Consider the following 17,497-nt stretch of genomic DNA (forward strand, 5'->3'; position numbering starts at 1 on the left):
TTTGGGCGCGGCTGAGTGCGGCAGGGGGCGATGCGCTCCGCCTTGGCCTTCTCGTGTCCCGCGCGTGCGGTGATCTTGCGGACGCGGTCCGTCTCCGGCTTCTCCGGCGCGGCTTCGCCTTCTTGATGCCGTCCCGCCGGGACGCGCAGCTCGGCCGGCTCCGCGTTGCAGGTCTTTGTGACCGTCACGATCGGTGCCGAGGAGGCGGGTTGGCCCCGGCCGGGCTGATCCTCCTCTGATCGATCCCGCCTCCTGACGGGATCGACCCGTGCCATCGGAACGCCGGAGGGCGGGGTTCAGGCCGTTTCGTCGCGGATCAGCTGCGCCGCCCGTTCGCCGAGCATCACGGCCGGGGCGTGTGTGTGGCCCCGTGTGATGTGCGGGATGACGGATGCGTCCACCACGCGCAGGCCCGGTACGCCGTGGACCTTCAGGGTGGGGTCCACCACCGCGGTCCCGTCGTCCGGGTGGCCCATGCGGCAGGTGCCCACCGGGTGGAAGAGCGTGTCGGCGTTCTCCCGGATGTGTTCGAGGAGGGTGGTGTCGCTCATGCCGTGGGTCCAGGGGGCCATCGCCCCGTCGACCAGGGGGCGCAGGGCCTCGGTGTCGAAGAGGCGCTCGGCGAAGCGGGCGCCCGCCGCGAGGGTGTGCAGGTCCTCTTCGGCCGAGAGGTAGCCGGGGTCGATCAGGGGCGGGAGGGCGGGGTCCGGTGCCGCGAGGGTGATGCGGCCGCGGCTTCGGGGCTGGAGCAGGATCACGGCGATGGTCAGGCCGTGGCCGGGGCCGCCCTCCTGGAACGCGACGGGCGCCCAGATCACTTCGAGGTCGGGCGGGCCGGGGCGGCCGTCGCTGCGGAACAGGCCGACCGCCTCGGCGATGTTGGAGGTGAGCGGGCCCGTCCGGTCCTGGTCGAACTGCCGCTGTGCTTCCGGGGTCGCGCTGCCCGCGAGGCGGACGGGGGACGTCGCGCTCATGACCAGATCGAGGGCGATGTGATCGTGCAGGTTGCGGCCGACGCCCGGCAGGTGGACGCGCGGTTCGACGTCCGCCGCCAGCAGGTCGTCCCGGTCTCCGATGCCCGAGAGCAACAGGAGGTGGGGGGAGCCGATGGCGCCCGCGCTCAGGACGACTTCGCGGCGCGCGTACAGGGGGCCCGCCGCCAGTTGCACTCCGTGCGCGCGGCCGTCCTCGATGAGGATCCGGTGGACCTGTTCGCCGGTGATCACGGTGAGGTTGGGCCGGTCCAGGGCCGGCCTGAGGTATCCGTCGGCGGTGCTCCACCGGGCGCCGTCGCGCTGGTTGAGCGGGGTGGTCGTGCTGCCGCGGTGGTCGGGTCCGCCGAGGCCGCCGGGGACCGGGCCGAGCCCCAGTTCGGCGCACGCTTCGAGGAAGTGCGCGGTGGTGGGGTCGGGGTCCCTCGGCGGTGAGATCCACAGAGGGCCGCCCCGGCCGTAGGTGGTGCCGTCCTCGGGGGGACCTGCCCAGTGCTCGGCCCTGCGGAAGTAGGGCTCCACGGCGTTCCAGGACCAGGAGGGTCCCGCCGTGTCGGCCCAGGCGTCGTAGTCGGTGGCGCAACCAGGGATCCACATCTGGAAGTTGAGCGATGAGGAGCCGCCCAGGACCTTTCCGCGCGGCCAGGGGACCGTGCGTCCTGCGATGCCCGGCTGCGGCACCGTCCCGTAGCCCCAGTCGTGTTCGCCGCCCAGCAGCCCGAGCGACCCCGCGGGCAGCCGGAAGGCCGGGTCCGTGTCGGGGCCGCCCGCCTCGACGAGTGCCACCCGCACCGCGGGGTCCTCGGAGAGGCGGGCGGCGAGGACGGCTCCTGCCGATCCCGCGCCCACGATCACGTAGTGGAAGTGCTTGCCGCTGTCGCTCATGCTGATGCCTGCTCCAGGTGGACGGACAGGGCGAGTGGGGACTTCGGGCGGGCGCCGAGGACGCCGGGCAGCTCCGCGCGCGCGGCCTGTCCCCGCTCGCGCGGGGGCTCGTCCGCCGCCCGGATGCCACCGGCGCCGGGGGCGGGGAAGAGGGGCGGCCGGCGGGTCATCGGCTGCCCAGCACGGTCGGGGTGCTCACCGGACGAGGATCTGGCCCGCGGCGCGCAGGCCGGACTCGATGGCGCCGTCGACCCAGCCGCTCCACCCGGTGGCGATGTCGCTGCCGGCGAAGGCGAGGCGTCCGACGGGGTTCTGGACGGTACGCAGGGGGCCGGTGAGCTGGCCCGGCTGCTTGTAGGTCCAACCGCCGCGCGCGTAGGGGTCGCTGCCCCAGTCGTGGCCCTTGACCGCGAGCACCTCGGCGTCGGGGACCCAGCGTCGCAGCGACTGCTGGACCTGGGCGGCGTTGTTCACATCGAGCGAGGGGTCCAGGCTGAAGCCGAAGGCGAGGTGTCCGTCGGCGAGCTTGTGGACCGGGGCGACGTCCGAGAGGCCGGGCTCGCCCTCCGCTCCCGCCGCGTAGAAGAGGCCCTTGCTGCTGCGGATGTGGAGGAAGAGCTTCTTGGCCTTGGGAACGGCGACGGTCGCGGCGGCGAGGCCGCGGTACACCTGCGGTAGTCCTGGGGTGAAGGTGATGGTGTTCCATACGTTGACCGGCACCGCGATGACGACCTCGGGGGCCTGGTAGACGGTCCCGCCCTTCGTGGTGACGCGGACGCTCCGGCCGTCGTCCGCGATCGCGGTGACGGGCGAGTTGAGGCGCAGCTGCGAGCCGGAGTCGTCGAGCATCGCCTTCAGGAAGGCGGCGGTGCCGTGGACGAGGCGGGAGGACTGGCCGCCGGAGAACTTCTGGAAGTCCCAGTCGGACAGGGCCCACCACTGGGCCATCTGCGTCAGCGAGCCGCGGGTGGAGTTGCCGGACAGGCCGCCGAGGTTGCCGGTGACCCACTTGCGGTCGACGGGCGAGTAGTTCAGGGCGTTGATCCGGTCGATCAGGCGCAGCTTGTCGACCGGGCGCAGGAGGTCCTCGCGGGCGAAGGGGTTTCGCGGGGTCGGGAGATAGTCCCGGGAGCCGTCGAAGACGGGGGTGACGAGGCTGGCCAGGTGGCCGAAGCCGTCGACGGGGGCGTACGCGCGAAATCCCTGTTCGGCCGGGAAGTAGGCGACCTCCGGCCCCGGGTCGCTGGTGAGCTGCAGCTTGTAGTGCTGGATCTCCTTCCAGGCGTGCGGGTGGGTCGCGTCGAAGAAGGCGCCGCCGAGTTCGACCTTCTCGCCGACGAAGTCGTGGGTGTAGGTGCGGCCGCCTATGCGGTTCTGGGCTTCGAGGATGAGCGGCTTGCGTCCGTTGCGGAACAGCTCGCGGGCGGCGGTGACACCGGCGAAGCCCGCACCGATGACGATGACGTCGTAGGTGGCGGCCGCTGCCCGCCGGTCGGCTGCGCGTGCGGTGCTCAGGCCCGTCGCGCCGAGGAGTGCTGTCAGGCCGGCGGCCTTCAGCATGGTCCTTCGTGTGCTGTCGGGGGCGTTGCGCGGTGTGCCGGAAGGGTTGTCGGTTCTCACCGTGTCTCCTTGGGATCGTTGTGATGAGGTGCCGGGGTGCGGTGGGGGTTCGGGGTGCGTGTTTCGGGGGCGGGTCCTGCCTGTGCGGGATGGGTCCTGCCGCCTCAGGTGGTGGGACCGCGCTGTTCCTCGACGAGGCTCCGCGGGCTGTCGGTGCCGTGGCCGTGTGCGGCCCGGTGGTTGAGCCGTGCGGTGGCGTACGGGTCCGGGGCCGGGGCGGCGTGCGCCCGGTGGGTCTCGGCGGGTGCTGTCCCGGCGTCGCGGCGGACGGTGTTCACGCGGCGGACGGTGTTCCTGCCCCGGCTGGTGTTCGTGCGCCGGCCGCCGTTGAGTACGCGGGTGTCTGCGGTGGGCAGGCGGGTGGCGGTGGGGGTGAAGCCGCCCGGGACCGGCACGGGTGCGATCCGGTGCGTCGGGGGGCGGTCTCGCGCGGCCTCCGGCTGTTCCGTGGCCGGCGGGCCGAGCCCGGCAGAGCGCTTCGTTTTCGTCCTGCCGAACAAGCCGTCGCCGTGCAGGGGTTGGTAGTTCTTCTTGGGGTCCCAGTGGCACGTCCCCGCTTCCGGGCTGTTCTCCGGGAGCGGGGAGACGATGCCCTTCACCGCGTACACGACGGAGTCGGCGTCGACGGCTGCGGGGGTCACTGGTTCTCCTTGGCTTGTTGTCATCGGGACCGCTGCGCGGTGCCGGCGAGGATCGCCGCGCGGGTCGTCGACGGCGTAGGGAATTCAGCAGGGTTATCTGCGCGATTCCGGGCTCGACGAGATTTCAGGGAATCATGTTTCCGGGCCCTCGCTGAGCGGTAGGAACGTTATATACGGGCGCGCTTAATCGACGGCGAATTGCCAGGTAATGATCCGTCCATCGGCCAGTCATTCCCCTATTTCGCGGGAATTGTCCGAGGTCGGGTGGTTATGCGGAGGAGTTCGTTCGGTCCGCGGCAGGAGTGCTCTCGGGAGCCGTCCTCCGGGCCACCGGGGCCGTTCGTCCGTCCGGGGAGCGGGGCCGGCACCGATGTCTCCTGCCGGATGGCCTGGTGGCGGCGCGCGTCATCTCGCACGTCAGCCGGGCCGGTGCCCCGTTCCCGGTGGAGTTCGCGGTCGAGGCGGATGTGCATGCGTTGGCAGTCATTCCGTTGGTGTTCGCTTTGCCCGTGCTCCGGGCAATGGCACCGGCGGCGACGTGCGGTACCGGTCCCGGAGGGTCGGCGGCGGCGACGGAATTCGTCGGACGGCGTGGAATTTCCGCTCGTCCTGGCGGTGCGGGCGTCATGTTTCGCGTGGAACGCGCGGCGGTGGTGGGCCCGGTGCCCGGCCCGGTGGCTGCGGCGTTCGCGCGGGCGCCCTGCGCTCACGGGGCGGTGGCGCCCCGTGGTGGGGGACGCGGTCCGGCCGCTTCGGGGTCTTCGGTGTGCGACCAGGGGGCGCGGCGCCCGTTCGCGGGGCGGCCGCGCCCCCTCGTACGGCAGGCGGAACCTCGGCAGAGGGGCAGGCGGGTCAGGCGGCGTTGAATCCCTGCTCGTCCTGGCGGCGCAGTACGCCGGCCACGTCCCGCAGGGCGGTCTCCAGCTGGGCGATGTCTTCGTCGCTCAGGTAGATGGGCGGCTCGAAGCGGAAGGTGTGCAGGGCGCTCGCCGTGGTGAAGGTGCGGATCCGGTGGTTGCGCAGCAGGTAGCCGGCGACGGCGAAGCCGATGTAGCCGCTCTGGGTCTGCTCCCTGATGACCTCGGAGGCGGCGTCGGACTGGTCGTGGAATTCCAGTCCCAGCATCAGGCCCCGGCCGCGGACGTCCTTGACGACGTCGGGGAAGTCGGTGCGGACCGACTCGAGCGCCGCCCGCAGCTTCTCGCCGCGCTCGGCCGCGGTGCGGTAGGCCTGGCCGTTGTCGGCCTCCAGGGTCTCGATGACCTTGAGGGCGATGAGGGAGGAGAAGCTGTCCTTGCCGAAGGTCGAGCTGTGGATGAGCTCGAACCCCTGGCGGTAGCGGGCCTCGCGCACCAGCACGATGCCGGTCTTGGCGATGCCGCCCGCGAGGCTCTTCGCCAGGATGATGTAGTCGCCGCGCAGCCCGATGTGCGAGGCGGCGAAGAAGGCGCCGGAGCGGCCCGTGCCGGACTGGATCTCGTCGGAGATCACCGGGCAGCCGAGCTTGGCGGAGACCCGCTCGACCTCCTGGGCGAACTCCCGGCTGAGCGGCCGGATGCCCGCCTCGCCGCGGATCGGCTCCAGGAAGAAGGCTCCGAAGACGGGGAAGTCGCGCTCGACGACGCGGACGGTGGAACCGTCGACGACGACGTCGAGGGCGGCGACCCGCTCGTCGTCGACGACCTTGGCGAGGGCGTCGGGCTGGTCGGCGGGGACGAACCGGGCCTGTGCGGACAGCGACTTGAAGGGGGTGCGGAAGGTTTCGTTGTGGGTGAGCTGGATGCTGCTGCCCAGCTTGCCGTGGAAGGAGCCTTCCAGGGTGAGGAAGAGCGGCGGCACGGCGGAGGTCTCCTCGTTGCGCCGGGTGACCTCGGCGATGAGGTTCTCGAAGCCGGTGCCGCCGGAGGTGCGGTCCGTGATGCCGAGCAGTTCGTACGCCTCGTCCGCGACGTCGGCCGTGCCGGCGTGGACGGCGGTGCGGGCGGCTTCGGTGTTCGTCTCGATCGAGCCGAGGAGTTCCTTCGCGCGCTCCAGCCGGTCGTACTCGGCGTGCTTGATGGCGATTTCGACGGCCTCGGCGCCGGAGTTGCCGAAGAGGGCGTAGTAGGGCTCGTCCGTGTCCAGCTCACGCTGGATGATGTTGTTGAGCGCTGTGGCGAGGTCGTTGGTGTGCGCGTGCACGGCGAGCTGCGCGTGGACGGGGATCTGCGAGTCCAGGATCTCCTTGGCGCGCGCCGCTATGTCGGGGTTGTTGTGGCCCAGCATCAGGGATCCGAAGCCGCAGGCGAAGTCGAGGACGCGGATCTCCCGGCCTTCGTCGTCCTGGTAGTAGAGGGCGTTGCCTTCGGCCCGGGTGTATTCGACCGCGAGCCCGAACGGGGCGATCATGTCTCGCACGTTGGCGTCGGCGTACACCGGTGCGGTGGGTGAGTTCATTTCGTCCCCAGATTCTCGGTCGATGGTGTGGCGTAGGGCCGGTTCGTCCGCCGGCGCGGTCCGGCGGAGCGGTGGGCGCCCGGGCCACCGCTTGCAGGCACTGCGAGGCTAGGGGCGGCCTCTCATCGAGTGGTCACTGCTCGGTCTGGCGGGTCTGGCGGTCCGACGGCCCGGCGGTCATGGTCTGCGGCCGGTGCCGGTGGCCGGTGCGGGTCGGGGCAGTGGTCGGCGTACGGGCTGATCAGCCGTGTGTGGGGGCGGTCAGGGCCTCTTCGGGCGTCATCGCGCGGCCCCTGCGGTACGCCGCGTCGTAGGCGTTGCCATCGAGGCGGGCGTGTGCGGCGGCGGTGATCCGGTCGACGTCGCCCCGCTCGGCAGGGGGCAGTGGCATGCCCACCGACTCGCGGGCCGCGTACGCCGCTCCCAGCAGCAGGGCGGCCTGTGCGGGGCGGTCTGCGAGGGCGTGTGCTCCGGCCAGGCCTTCCAGGGCCAGTGCCAGGGCCCTGGCGTCCCCGGTGCGGCATGCGGCGGTCCAGCCTTCCTGGTGCAGGCGCAGGGCCCGGTCGGCTTCGCCGCGCTGTTCGGCGATGAAGCCGAGTTCGGCCAGGACCAGGGCGCGGCCCGGTTCGAAGGCCATCCTGGACAACCAGTCCAGCACGCGGTGCAGATGGGCCTCGGCGGTGTCGAACCTGCCCTCGCGGCGTGCGCCGAGGCCGAGGCCGGTCTCGGCGTGGATCTCGCCCGGTTTGAAGCTGTGCTCCGCGGCGAGGCGCAGGGCGCGCTGGTGGTAGTCGCGTGCTGTGGTGTGGTCGCCGGTGAGCATGGCGGTGCTGCCGAGGCTCGTCAGCCGGTCGGCGGCCTCGGGCCACAGCCCGAGGTCCTCGGCCAGGCCCAGGCCCTCCTGGTGCAGGCGGGCCGCCAGGGCGTAGTCGCCGCGCATCTCGGCCAGCGCGGCGAGGGGTTCCACGGTCTGCAACTGGCCCCAGCAGTCGGCGAGTTCCGCGAAGAGTGCGGCGCTCTCGCGGCCGTCGCGCTCCAGCCGTTCCAGGTCTCCCCTGACATGCGCCTGGTTGGCCCTCACGCTCAGGGCGGCGGCGGTTCCCCAGGTGTCGCCGAGGGCGCGGAATCCTTCCAGGGCCTGGTCGATCAGGGTCTCGCTGGCGGCCTGGTGGCCGACGCCGAACAGGGCGAAGCCCAGGAACCACTGGGCCCTGGCCCCCTCGCGCCGGTCGGCGATGTCCCGGGAGAACTCCACGGCGACGCGGCTCCACTGGGTGCGGTCGCCGTCCTCGTCGACGAGGACGGCGAAGCCCGCCTGCCAGGCCCGGGTCCTGGCGCGGGCGGAGGCGACCGGCTCGGTGCCCGCCGCGGTGCCGGTGTCCTGGGCCGCGGAGAGCGCGGCCTCCAGGGACCTGCCGGCCTCCCGGAGGCGACCGCGTGAGAACCAGTACCAGGCCAGCGCGTTGACCAGGCGCAGGGCCTCGTGCGCGGCGCCGTGGTGCACGGCGTCCTCCAGGGCGCGGCGGAAGTTCGCGGTCTCCGCGTCGAGGAGTCGTAGTCGGCGTCGCTGGTCGGGTCCGTGCAGCAGGGGTGCGGCGCGTTCGGCGCGTTCGATGTAGTAGTGGCGGTGCCTGCGGCGTACGCGTTCGGTTTCGGCTGCTTCGTGGAGCCGGTCCAGGCCGTACTCGGCGACCGATTCCAGGAGCCGGTAGCGGGGGCCTTCGCCGTCGTCGGCCATGACGACCAGGGAGCGGTCCACCAGTCGTGCGAGCAGGTCGAGTACGTCGTCGGGGTGTGTCCCCTCCCCCGCGCAGACCGCCTCCGCCGCTTCCAGTGTGCAGCCCTCGATGTGGACGGCGAGGCGGCGGAGCACCATGCGCTCCGGCTCGGTCAGCAGCTCCCAGCTCCAGTCGATCATGGCGCGCAGGGTCTGCTGGCGCGGTGGGGCTCCGCGGTATCCGGTGGCCAGGAGCCGGAACCGGTCGTCGAGGCGGGCGACCAGGCCGCGCACGCCCAGGGCCCGTACGCGGGTGGCGGCGAGTTCCAGGGCGAGCGGGATTCCGTCGAGGCGGCGGCAGATCACCGAGACGTCCCGGGCGTTGCCGGCGTCGAGGGTGAAGCCGGGTGCCGCGGCGGCGGCTCTGGTGACGAAGAGCCGCACGGCGCTGGAGCGTGCCACGGCCGCGGGGTCGGGTGTGCTGCCGGTGGTGTCCGGCGGGGGTACTTCCAGCGGGGGCACGGACCAGAGCACTTCGCCCGGGTTGCCGATCGGTTCCTGGCTGGTGGCCAGGATGCGCAGGTCCGGGGCGCGTTTGAGGAGGAGCAGTGCCAGCTCGGCCACCGCGTCGATGACGTGTTCGCAGTTGTCGAGGACGAGCAGGGTCCGCTTGTCGCCGAGTGCGTCGGCGAGGCGCTCGGCGGGCGGGAGGGCCGTTCCCGGGGCTCCGGGGCCGGGGGCGGGGGTCGGGGCGGTTCCTTCGCGGATGCCGAGTGCCGTCATGACCGCTTCGACGACGGCGGACACGGCGTCCGCCGTGCTGGTGTGGCCCAGGGAGGCCAGCTCGACGAGCCAGGTGCCGTCGGGGAAGCCGTCCGCGAGCTGGGCCGCCGTCTCCAGGGCGAGGCGGGTCTTGCCGACGCCGCCCGAGCCGGTCAGGGTCAGCTGGCGTGCTTCGGCGAACAGGGCTTTCACCTCGGCCACCGCGCTCTGTCTGCCGACCAGTTCACTGACCGGCGCGGGGAGGTTGGTGGGCCGGCGCGGCGGGGGGTGCGGGGCGGCGGGGACGGTGGTGGCGGGTGCCGCGGTCAGGGCCGGGTCCTGGCGGAGGATGGCCTGGTGGAGCGCGACGAGTTCGGGGCTGGGATCGAGGCCCAGCTCGTCGGCCAGGCGGGCCTGGAGTCCGCGGTACTCGGCGAGGGCTTCGCTTGCCCTGCCCGCGCCGTAGAGCGCGCGTATGTGGACCGCGCGCAGCCGTTCGCGCAGCGGGTGTTGGGTGGCGAGTGTGTGCAGTTCGGCTGCCACGTCGTTGTGTTCACCCAGGTCGATTCGGGCTTGGGCGCGTTCTTCCAGGGCGGTGAGTCTGGCTTCTTCCAGTCGGGTGGCCGCCGGCCGGGCGAAGGCGGTGTCCTCGTATCCGGCGTACGCGTTGCCCCGCCACAGTGCGAGGGCTTCGGTCAGCAGGGTCGCTCTGGTCCTGGGGTCACGGGCCGCCCTGGCGCGGGCCGTCGTCTGCGTGAACCGCGCGGCGTCGACGCTTCCGGGGCCCGTGGCCAGTACGTAGCCGTTGTCCCGGAGGGTCACCAGGTCGCGGCCGCCCTGTTCGGCGTCCTCCAGGACCCGGCGCAGCTGCCAGATCTTCGTCTGGAGGGCGGCGGCGGGGTTGCCGGGCATCTCCTCCTCGCTCCACAGGTCGTCGATCAGCCGGTCCGCGGACACGGGCCGTCCCTCGTGGGTGAGGAGGTCGGCGAGCAGGGCTCGGGGCTTGGCTCCGGGGACGGTGACCTCACGGCCGTCCGCCGTCCACACGGCCAATGTCCCCAGCACCCCGAATCGCATGGCGTCACGGTAGCGCAGGGCTGTGACGTGCCTGGAGCGGCCGACAGCGGGCTGTGAGTGCGCGGTGAGTGCGCGGTGAGCGGCCGGCCGCAGGGTTGCCCATGAGAACACCACCCCGGCGGTATGCCGGCCGAGCGCGGGAGCACGCCGATGTCCGACCACGACCGACTGCGGTTGGCGATCATCATCGGCAGCACGCGCAGAGGCCGTTTCGGGCCGACGGCGGCGAACTGGCTCACCGGTCATGCCCGGCGGCGCAGGGACCTCGACGTCGATCTGATCGATCTCGCCGAGACCCGGTTGCCGCAGACGCTGGGGGATGAGTGCGAGCCCCGGCCCCGGTCGGTGGCCGCTCTGGCGCCCCGGCTCGCGGCCGCCGATGCGTTCGTCGTGGTGACTCCCGAGTACAACAGGAGTTTTCCCGCTCCGCTCAAGACGGCCATCGACTGGTATCTGGACGAGTGGAAGGCCAAGCCCGTCGGCTTCCTGTCCTACGGCGGCCCTTCCGGCGGCCTGTACGCGACCGAGCAGCTGCGCAGTGTGTTCGCCGAGGTCCATGCGGTGGCCATCCGTGATTCCGTCAGCATTCCCGACTACTGGAACGAGTTCGACGCCGACGGCAACTGGCCCAAGCCGTCCGCGCGGCTGAAGGCCGCCGTCACGACGATGCTCGACCAGCTCCTGTGGTGGGCGCGTGTCCTGCACGACACCCGGGCCGTGCGGCCGTACGCGTTCTGACCGTTCCCCGGGGCGCCCTGTGCGGCGCTCTCCATTGTCTCCTCGAACCCTGGAGGGTTCCCCATGACTACCGTCACCCAGTCAGAAGCCGGCCTGAGAGCCGGGCCCCGGGAGTGGCTCGGGCTCTTCGTGCTCACGCTGCCCACGACCCTGCTGGCGCTGGACTCCACGGTGCTGAACCTGGCGGTCCCGCACCTGAGTGCCGATCTCCAGCCCACCAGCTCGCAGTTGCTGTGGACGGTCGACATCTACGGCTTCATGATCGCCGGTTTCCTGGTGACCATGGGCACGCTGGGAGACCGGATCGGCCGCCGCAGGCTGTTGCTGTTCGGTGCTGTCGGCTTCGGGCTCGCCTCGGTCCTCGCCGCGTTGTCCACCAGCCCCGAGATGCTGATCGTGGCCCGTGCCCTGCTCGGTATCACCGGTGCCACGCTGATGCCCTCCACGCTGGCTCTGATCAGCAACATGTTCAAGGACCCCGGGCAGCGCGGTACCGCGATCAGTGTGTGGGTGACGTGCTTCTCGCTGGGCGTGGCCGTCGGTCCCGTGCTCGGTGGTGCCCTTCTGCAGTGGTTCTGGTGGGGCTCGGTGTTCCTGCTCGGCGTCCCGGTGATGATCGTGCTCGTGGTGGCCGCGCCCCTGTTGCTGCCGGAGTACAAGGACGAGAACGCGGGCCGGATCGATCTCACCAGCGTCGTGCTGTCGCTGGTGTCGGTGCTGCCGTTCATCTACGGCATCAAGCGGCTGGCCGAGCACGGTTTCGACGCCCAGGCCGCCGGCACGATCCTGGTCGGTGTCGTTCTGGGCGTGGTGTTCACGCTGCGTCAGCGCAAGCTGGAGAACCCGCTGCTGGATCTGAGTCTGTTCGCGAACCGGGCGTTCAGTGCCGCGCTGCTGATGCTGCTGTTCGGCCTCGGTCTCATGGGCGGGCTCTACCTGTTCATCACGCAGTACCTGCAGCTGGTCGAGGGTCTGTCGCCCATCAAGGCGGGGCTCTGGCTGCTGCCCGCTGCCGTCGCTTTGATCGTGGCGTCCTCGATGACGCCGGCGCTCGCCCGCCGGATTCGCCCCGGGTTCGTGGTCGGCGGTGCGTTGCTGATCTCGATGGTCGGTTATGTGCTCGTCACCCAGGTCGACAGCAGCGGCGGTCTGCCGCTCCTGGTGACCGGCTTCGTTCTCATCTACGCCGGCATCAGTCCCATGATGGCGCTCGGCACCGACCTGGTCGTCGGCTCGGTTCCGCCGCAGAAGGCCGGTTCCGCCGCCGCCATGTCGGAGACGGGCATGGAGTTCGGCATCGCCCTGGGCATCGCGGGACTGGGCAGTGTGGTCACGGCCGTGTACCGGGACGAGGTCACCGGGGCGCTTCCCGATGGTCTGTCGGACTCCGCCGCCGGGGCCGCTCGCGACACCCTCGCGGGTGCCGATGCCGTGGCCGGCGAGCTGTCCGCCTCGCTCGCGTCGGATGTTCTGGAGCCTGCCAGGGAGGCGTTCACCTCCGGCCTGAACCTCGCGAGCGGCATCGCGGGGGTCATCGTCGCGATCGTGGCGGTCGCCTCGATGGTGCTGCTGCGGCACGTGCCGGCGGGGAAGGATGCCGAGGCCGGTGAGGCCGAGGGTGCCGAGGGTGCCGAGGGTGCCGGTTCCCCGGCCTCTGCGGCCGGTGGGGCCGAAGGCGGCGGTGTGCCCGCGACGCAGGTGTCCGCCAGGGTCGAGGTGCCGGCCGCGGCGGGCGAAGGGCGCTGAGTCCGGTCCGGCGCCGGGGTGGTGTGGTCGTTCTCGGCCGGCCGCCCCGGCGTCGGATCAGGTCGCCGGAATCTGCGGGGCGCGCGAGCGGCCCGCGTCCGCGTCCCTCGATGAGTCGCGGTCCGTCTTCGTCGTGGAGGCCGCTCCGGCAGGGGTGAAGGTGACGGTGCGGGCCGCGGCCCGTACCCCCGACGCCCCGGGCGACCGGCAGGGTCCGGGAGGGGGCGGGGGCGCCCGGTGGTCTGCTTCGGGCCCTGGCGGCAGAACCCTCGTCGCGGCGGTGCACTCTGCCACTGCGCGGGCAGCGGCCCCGGCCCCGCTCCCCCGGGCGCCCCCCCTTTTTTTCAGGAGCGGCTAGACGGCGCTCCAGCCCCCGTCGACGGCCAGGCCCGCCCCGGTGACGAAGGATGACCTGTCACTGCACAGCCACACCGCGGCCTGCGCGATCTCGTCGGGGTGCGCCAGGCGTTTTTGGATCGCGCGTACGTTGAAGCTCTCCTCGAGGCCGGGGTTCTTGCTCAGTACCTCGTCCATCAGCTCGGTCCTGGTGTTGCCGACGACCAGCGAATTGACCCGGATCCCCCGCTCGCCGTACTCGCTGGCCGCCGCCTTGGTCAGGCCCTGCACCGCGTGCTTGGCCGCGATGTAGGGGGCGGCGGCTCCCGTGGCGACGACGCCCGCGGCGCTGGATGTGTTCACGATGGTCCCGCCGCCCGCCTGGAGCATGACCGGGATCTGGTGCCGCATGCAGTTCCAGACGCCCCGGACGTTGACGTCCATGATCTCGTCGAACAGGGCGTCGTCCAGCAGGTGCAGATCCGACCTGGCCACCGCCCAGCCCGCGTTGTTGAACGCTCCGTCCAGTCGGCCGAAGGCCCCTACCGCCGTGCCGACGACGCGCTCGACGTCACCGGCGACCGTCACATCGCCGGCCGCCGCCACCGCCCGGCCGCCGGACTCGTTGATCTCCTTGGCGAGGGTGCCCAGTTCGGCCTCGCGACGCGCCATCAGCACGACGGCCGCTCCCTCCTTCGCGAACAGGCGGGCCGCGGCCGCGCCTATCCCGCTCGACGCCCCGGTAATCATGACAACCTTCTGATCCAGCAACACCGTTGCAGCTCCCCTTGATCCGGTTGGTCGGTTGGTCCACCGCGGGGGCCGGGCCCGGCCCCCGCCTTCATCTTTCACGCCGCCCGGGCGGTACGCACGTGCGTTACGGTTCGCCGCGCCGCCGGCCCTCACCGTGATCGGTTCGTACGTGCCGGGCTCAGCCCCGGCGTCCTGCCCGGCGTACCGCGCCTCGCCGCGTCCGGCGGCAGGGACCGGCAACGGCTCGGTAATCACACGTTCCGCGGGTGTTCCGCGCGCGCTCCGCACCGGCAGCTGAATCGGCGATGACTGGCCGGTGGGACGTGCGTCGCTACGTTGTGGAGAGGCTTGCGACGTTCCACAACCCACGGTCCAGGGGCCGGGGAAGAGGCGAGAACGAACGGAGAGAGGGAGCGGCTTCGCGGGTTGAGCAACCTGATCCCCGTGCGCTGCCGCACCGGGATCATCCCCCCTTTTTTTCCGGGCCGTTCGCTCATCGACTGGCCGGCCCCGATCGCACGAGAATGGATCATGATGGATTCTCTGACCGAGGCTCTCCTGTCCGGTGCATCCACGTCAGTGATGGAGCGGGCGGAGATACCCGATCAGTACACCGCCGCGCATTTGCGGGCCGAGGACGTCGGGATGTTCGACGGTACCGACGACAAGGATGTGCGCAGGTCGCTGCGGGTCGGGCAGGTGCCCATGCCGGAGCTGGCCCCGGACGAGGTGCTGGTCGCGGTGATGGCCAGCTCGATCAACTACAACAGCATCTGGTCGGCGACTTTCGAGCCCGTGCCGACGTTCTCGTTCCTCGAGCGATTCGGGCGCCAGGGCGGTTTCGCCGCCCGGCACGACCAGCCGTACCACGTGATCGGCTCCGACGCGTCGGGCGTTGTCGTGCGGGCGGGCGCCGCCGTGCGGCGGTGGAATCCGGGTGACCACGTCGTCGTCAGCTGCATTCAGGTGGACGATCACGAGCCGGCCACCCACGCGGACGCCATGCTCGGTACCGAGCAGCGCGCCTGGGGGTACGAGACGAATTTCGGCGGCCTGGCCCATTACGCGGTGGTCAGAGCCAATCAGGTCATGCCGAAGCCGCGGCATCTGACGTGGGAGGAGTCCGCGAGCGTGATGCTCACGGCGGCCACGTCCTACCGCATGCTGATCAGTGACAAGGGCGCCCGCATCAAGCTCGGGGACGTCGTGCTGATCTGGGGCGCGACCGGTGGACTCGGCGCGTTCGCCGTGCAGTTGGTGCGGCAGGCCGGCGGCATCCCCGTGGGTGTGGTGAGCTCGGAGCGCAAGGCGAAGGCCCTGCAGTCCCTCGGCTGCGACGTGATCATCAACCGGGAGGAGCTCGGGCTGACGGAACCGACGTCGCCCGAGGAGGTCATCGAGCAGGGCAAACGCCTGGGACGGGCCATCAGGCGCGAGGTGGGCGAGGACCCCCACGTCGCGTTCGACTATGTGGGACGTTCCACCTTCGGTATCTCGGTGTACGTCGTCCGGCGCGGCGGCACGGTGGTGACCTGCGGGTCGAGCACCGGCTACCAGCACACGTACGACAACCGCTACCTCTGGATGAACTCCAAGCGGATCCTGGGCAGTCACGCGGCCAACCTGCACGAGCAGTCCGAGCTCAACCGGCTGGTGTCGCTGGGGAAGATCAACCCGGTGATGTCGTCCGTCTACAGCCTCGACGAGGTCGGCGAGGCGGCCCGGCTGGTGCAGACGAACCGGCACATCGGGAAGGTCGCGGTGCTCTGCCAGGCTCCGCACGAGGGTCTCGGGGTCACCGACGCGGCGCTGCGCGAGAAGATCGGCGTGAGTGCCCTGAACCCGCTGCGGGGGCTGTGATGTCCGTGGCGAGCATCGGAATCCTCGGCACGGGCTCGTACCTGCCCGAGACCGTGGTCACCAACGCGGAGGTCGCCGCCAGGGCGGACACGACCGCGGAGTGGATCGAGAGCAGGACGCAGATCCTCAACCGCCGTTACGCGGCGCCGGAGGAGGCCACATCGGATCTGGCGCTGCGGGCCGCGGAGCGCGCGCTGGAGGCTTCGGGGCTGGCCGCGGGGCAGATCGACTACCTCATCGTGTCGACGTCCACCCCGGACTCGCCGCAGCCCCCGACGGCGTACCACGTGCAGCGCGGGCTGAACGCCTACGGCGCGGCCTGCTTCGACATCAACGTCGTGTGCAGCGGCTTCGTCTACGGGCTGGCGCTCGCCCGGGCCCTGATCACGCAGCGCCCCGGCAGCCGTGCCCTGGTCATCGGCGCCGACGTCTACTCGCGCTGCCTGGACTTCTCCGACCGCCGCACGGCCGTGCTGCTGGGCGACGGGGCCGGCGCGGTCGTGGTCGGCGAGGTCGACGCGCCGTACGGCTTCCTCGACTTCGAGCTGGGCTCCCGCGGGGACGCCCACCGGCTGATCCGGGTCGAGGCGGGCGGCAGCCGGCTGCCGGCGTCCGCCGGGACGCTGGCGGAGGGCGGTCACTTCTTCCGTATGGAGGGCCGGGGCGTGCGGGACTTCGTGCTGGACAACTTCCCCGCGTTCGTCGACAAGTTGACCACCCGTGCGGGTGTCGCGCTGGACCGGATCGACCACTTCGTGCCGCATCAGCCCAACGGGGTGATGCTGTCGCAGCTCGTCGAGCAGTCCGGTCTGAGCGCCGCGCGGACGCACCGCACGCTGGAGCAGTTCGGCAACACGGGCAGCGCGTCCGTGCCCGTGACGCTCGACGCGGCGTGCCGCAAGGGCCTCGTCCATGACGGCGACCTCGTGCTGCTGGCCGGTTTCGGCGGCGGTATGTCCCTGGGCGCCGGACTCATCCGCTGGGGAGCCACCGCATGACCACGACGACCACGACGACCACGACGAGCGTGCCGGAGATCAGCCGGGTGGGAGTCGTCGGCTGCGGGCTGATGGGCTCGGGCATCGCCGAGGTGTGCGCGAGGGCGGGCCTTCAGGTGACGGTCGCCGTCTCGCGCGCGGACTCGGTCGCACCGGGCCTGGAGCGGATCGCCGGTTCGCTGGGCCGGGCCGTCGCCAAGGGCAGGCTGACCGCGGCCGAGAGGGACGCGGCACTGGCCCGGGTGACCCTGACGCCAAATCTGGAGGAGCTGGCGGACCGGCAGTTCGTCATCGAGTCCATCCGTGAGGACGAGATGGCCAAGGCCCATCTGTTCAAGCGGCTGGACAAGATCGTCGAGGATCCGGAGGCGATCCTCGCGTCCAACACCTCGTCCGTCCCGATCATGCGGCTGGGGCGCTGCACGACCCGGGCGGACCACGTCGTCGGGGTGCACTTCTTCAGCCCCGCGCCGGTGCTCGCGCTGGTGGAGCTGACGGCGTCGCTGCTCACGGACGAGACGGTGACCGACCGGGCCGAGCACTTCGTCACCCAGGTGCTGGGCAAGCAGGCGATCCGCTCCCCCGACCGGCCGGGCTTCGTCGTCAACGCGCTGCTGATCCCCTACCTGCTCTCGGCCATCCGCATGGTGGACTCGGGCTTCGCGTCCGCGGAGGTCATCGACCGGGGCATGCAGCTGGGGTGCTCGCACCCCGTGGGTCCGCTGCGCCTCGCCGATCTGATCGGCCTCGACGTCGTGGAGTCGATCGCGGACTGCCTGTACCAGGAGTTCAAGGAGCAGCCGTACGCTCCCCCGTCGCTGCTGATCCGCATGGTCGAGGGCGGCATGCTGGGCAAGAAGGCCGGCCGGGGCTTCTATACGTACGCCCGCTGACGCATGCGGGTCCGCCGGCATCCCGCGCGGACGGACGAGGCCC

The 17,497-nt window shown here is 71.5% G+C and carries 12 protein-coding genes; 5 read left to right on the top strand and 7 right to left on the bottom strand.

The features are described from left to right. Positions 1 to 296 precede the first annotated feature (296 nt). The 6 genes from ACIRJT_RS36420 to ACIRJT_RS36445 form a co-directional block, all read right to left on the bottom strand. On the bottom strand, positions 297 to 1,877 hold the full coding sequence (locus ACIRJT_RS36420; protein ID WP_403918223.1) for a GMC family oxidoreductase: 1,581 nt from the start codon (positions 1,875 to 1,877) through the stop codon (positions 297 to 299). Next, on the bottom strand, positions 1,874 to 2,047 hold the full coding sequence (locus ACIRJT_RS36425) for a hypothetical protein (protein WP_403918225.1): 174 nt from the start codon (positions 2,045 to 2,047) through the stop codon (positions 1,874 to 1,876). Before ACIRJT_RS36425 ends, ACIRJT_RS36420 begins: the two co-directional genes overlap by 4 nt. A 25-nt stretch (positions 2,048 to 2,072) precedes the next feature. Further along, positions 2,073 to 3,497, bottom strand: a complete 1,425-nt coding sequence (locus ACIRJT_RS36430) for a flavin monoamine oxidase family protein (protein ID WP_403918228.1) — start codon at positions 3,495 to 3,497, stop codon at positions 2,073 to 2,075. 104 nt (positions 3,498 to 3,601) lie between these two features. Next, on the bottom strand, positions 3,602 to 4,138 hold the full coding sequence (locus tag ACIRJT_RS36435) for a hypothetical protein (RefSeq protein WP_403918230.1): 537 nt from the start codon (positions 4,136 to 4,138) through the stop codon (positions 3,602 to 3,604). An 852-nt stretch (positions 4,139 to 4,990) separates the two neighbouring features. Beyond that, the gene (locus ACIRJT_RS36440) at positions 4,991 to 6,574 is read right to left on the bottom strand and encodes an aspartate aminotransferase family protein (protein ID WP_403918232.1); all 1,584 of its coding nucleotides are present in this window, start codon (positions 6,572 to 6,574) and stop codon (positions 4,991 to 4,993) included. A gap of 241 nt (positions 6,575 to 6,815) precedes the next feature. Further along, on the bottom strand, positions 6,816 to 10,130 hold the full coding sequence (locus tag ACIRJT_RS36445; RefSeq protein ID WP_403918235.1) for an AfsR/SARP family transcriptional regulator: 3,315 nt from the start codon (positions 10,128 to 10,130) through the stop codon (positions 6,816 to 6,818). Between the two features lie 150 nt (positions 10,131 to 10,280). Here ACIRJT_RS36445 and ACIRJT_RS36450 point away from each other — a divergent pair, with 150 nt between their 5' ends. Then, a complete protein-coding gene (locus ACIRJT_RS36450) occupies positions 10,281 to 10,868 on the top strand; it encodes an NADPH-dependent FMN reductase (RefSeq protein ID WP_403918237.1) in 588 nt (195 codons plus the stop codon). 63 nt (positions 10,869 to 10,931) lie between these two features. Then, complete coding sequence (locus ACIRJT_RS36455) at positions 10,932 to 12,614, top strand: MFS transporter (protein WP_403918240.1); 1,683 nt, start codon at positions 10,932 to 10,934, stop codon at positions 12,612 to 12,614. Between the two features lie 354 nt (positions 12,615 to 12,968). Here the strand turns inward: ACIRJT_RS36455 and ACIRJT_RS36460 are convergent, their stop codons facing one another. Continuing rightward, the gene (locus ACIRJT_RS36460; RefSeq protein ID WP_403918243.1) at positions 12,969 to 13,700 is read right to left on the bottom strand and encodes an SDR family NAD(P)-dependent oxidoreductase; all 732 of its coding nucleotides are present in this window, start codon (positions 13,698 to 13,700) and stop codon (positions 12,969 to 12,971) included. 537 nt (positions 13,701 to 14,237) lie between these two features. Here ACIRJT_RS36460 and ccrA point away from each other — a divergent pair. From ccrA to ACIRJT_RS36475, 3 genes are read left to right on the top strand one after another with little or no spacing between them, the layout of a single operon-like run. Further along, a complete protein-coding gene (ccrA, locus tag ACIRJT_RS36465) occupies positions 14,238 to 15,563 on the top strand; it encodes a crotonyl-CoA carboxylase/reductase (protein WP_403918279.1) in 1,326 nt (441 codons plus the stop codon). Then, a complete protein-coding gene (locus ACIRJT_RS36470; protein WP_403918246.1) occupies positions 15,563 to 16,561 on the top strand; it encodes a 3-oxoacyl-ACP synthase III family protein in 999 nt (332 codons plus the stop codon). The genes ccrA and ACIRJT_RS36470 overlap by 1 nt, the downstream gene beginning before the upstream one ends. Beyond that, positions 16,558 to 17,454, top strand: a complete 897-nt coding sequence (locus ACIRJT_RS36475) for a 3-hydroxybutyryl-CoA dehydrogenase (protein WP_403918249.1) — start codon at positions 16,558 to 16,560, stop codon at positions 17,452 to 17,454. The genes ACIRJT_RS36470 and ACIRJT_RS36475 overlap by 4 nt, the downstream gene beginning before the upstream one ends. Positions 17,455 to 17,497: the final 43 nt, after the last annotated feature.

The sequence above is a fragment of the Streptomyces sp. NPDC102283 genome (assembly GCF_044766265.1).
Taxonomy (GTDB): Bacteria; Actinomycetota; Actinomycetes; order Streptomycetales; family Streptomycetaceae; genus Streptomyces.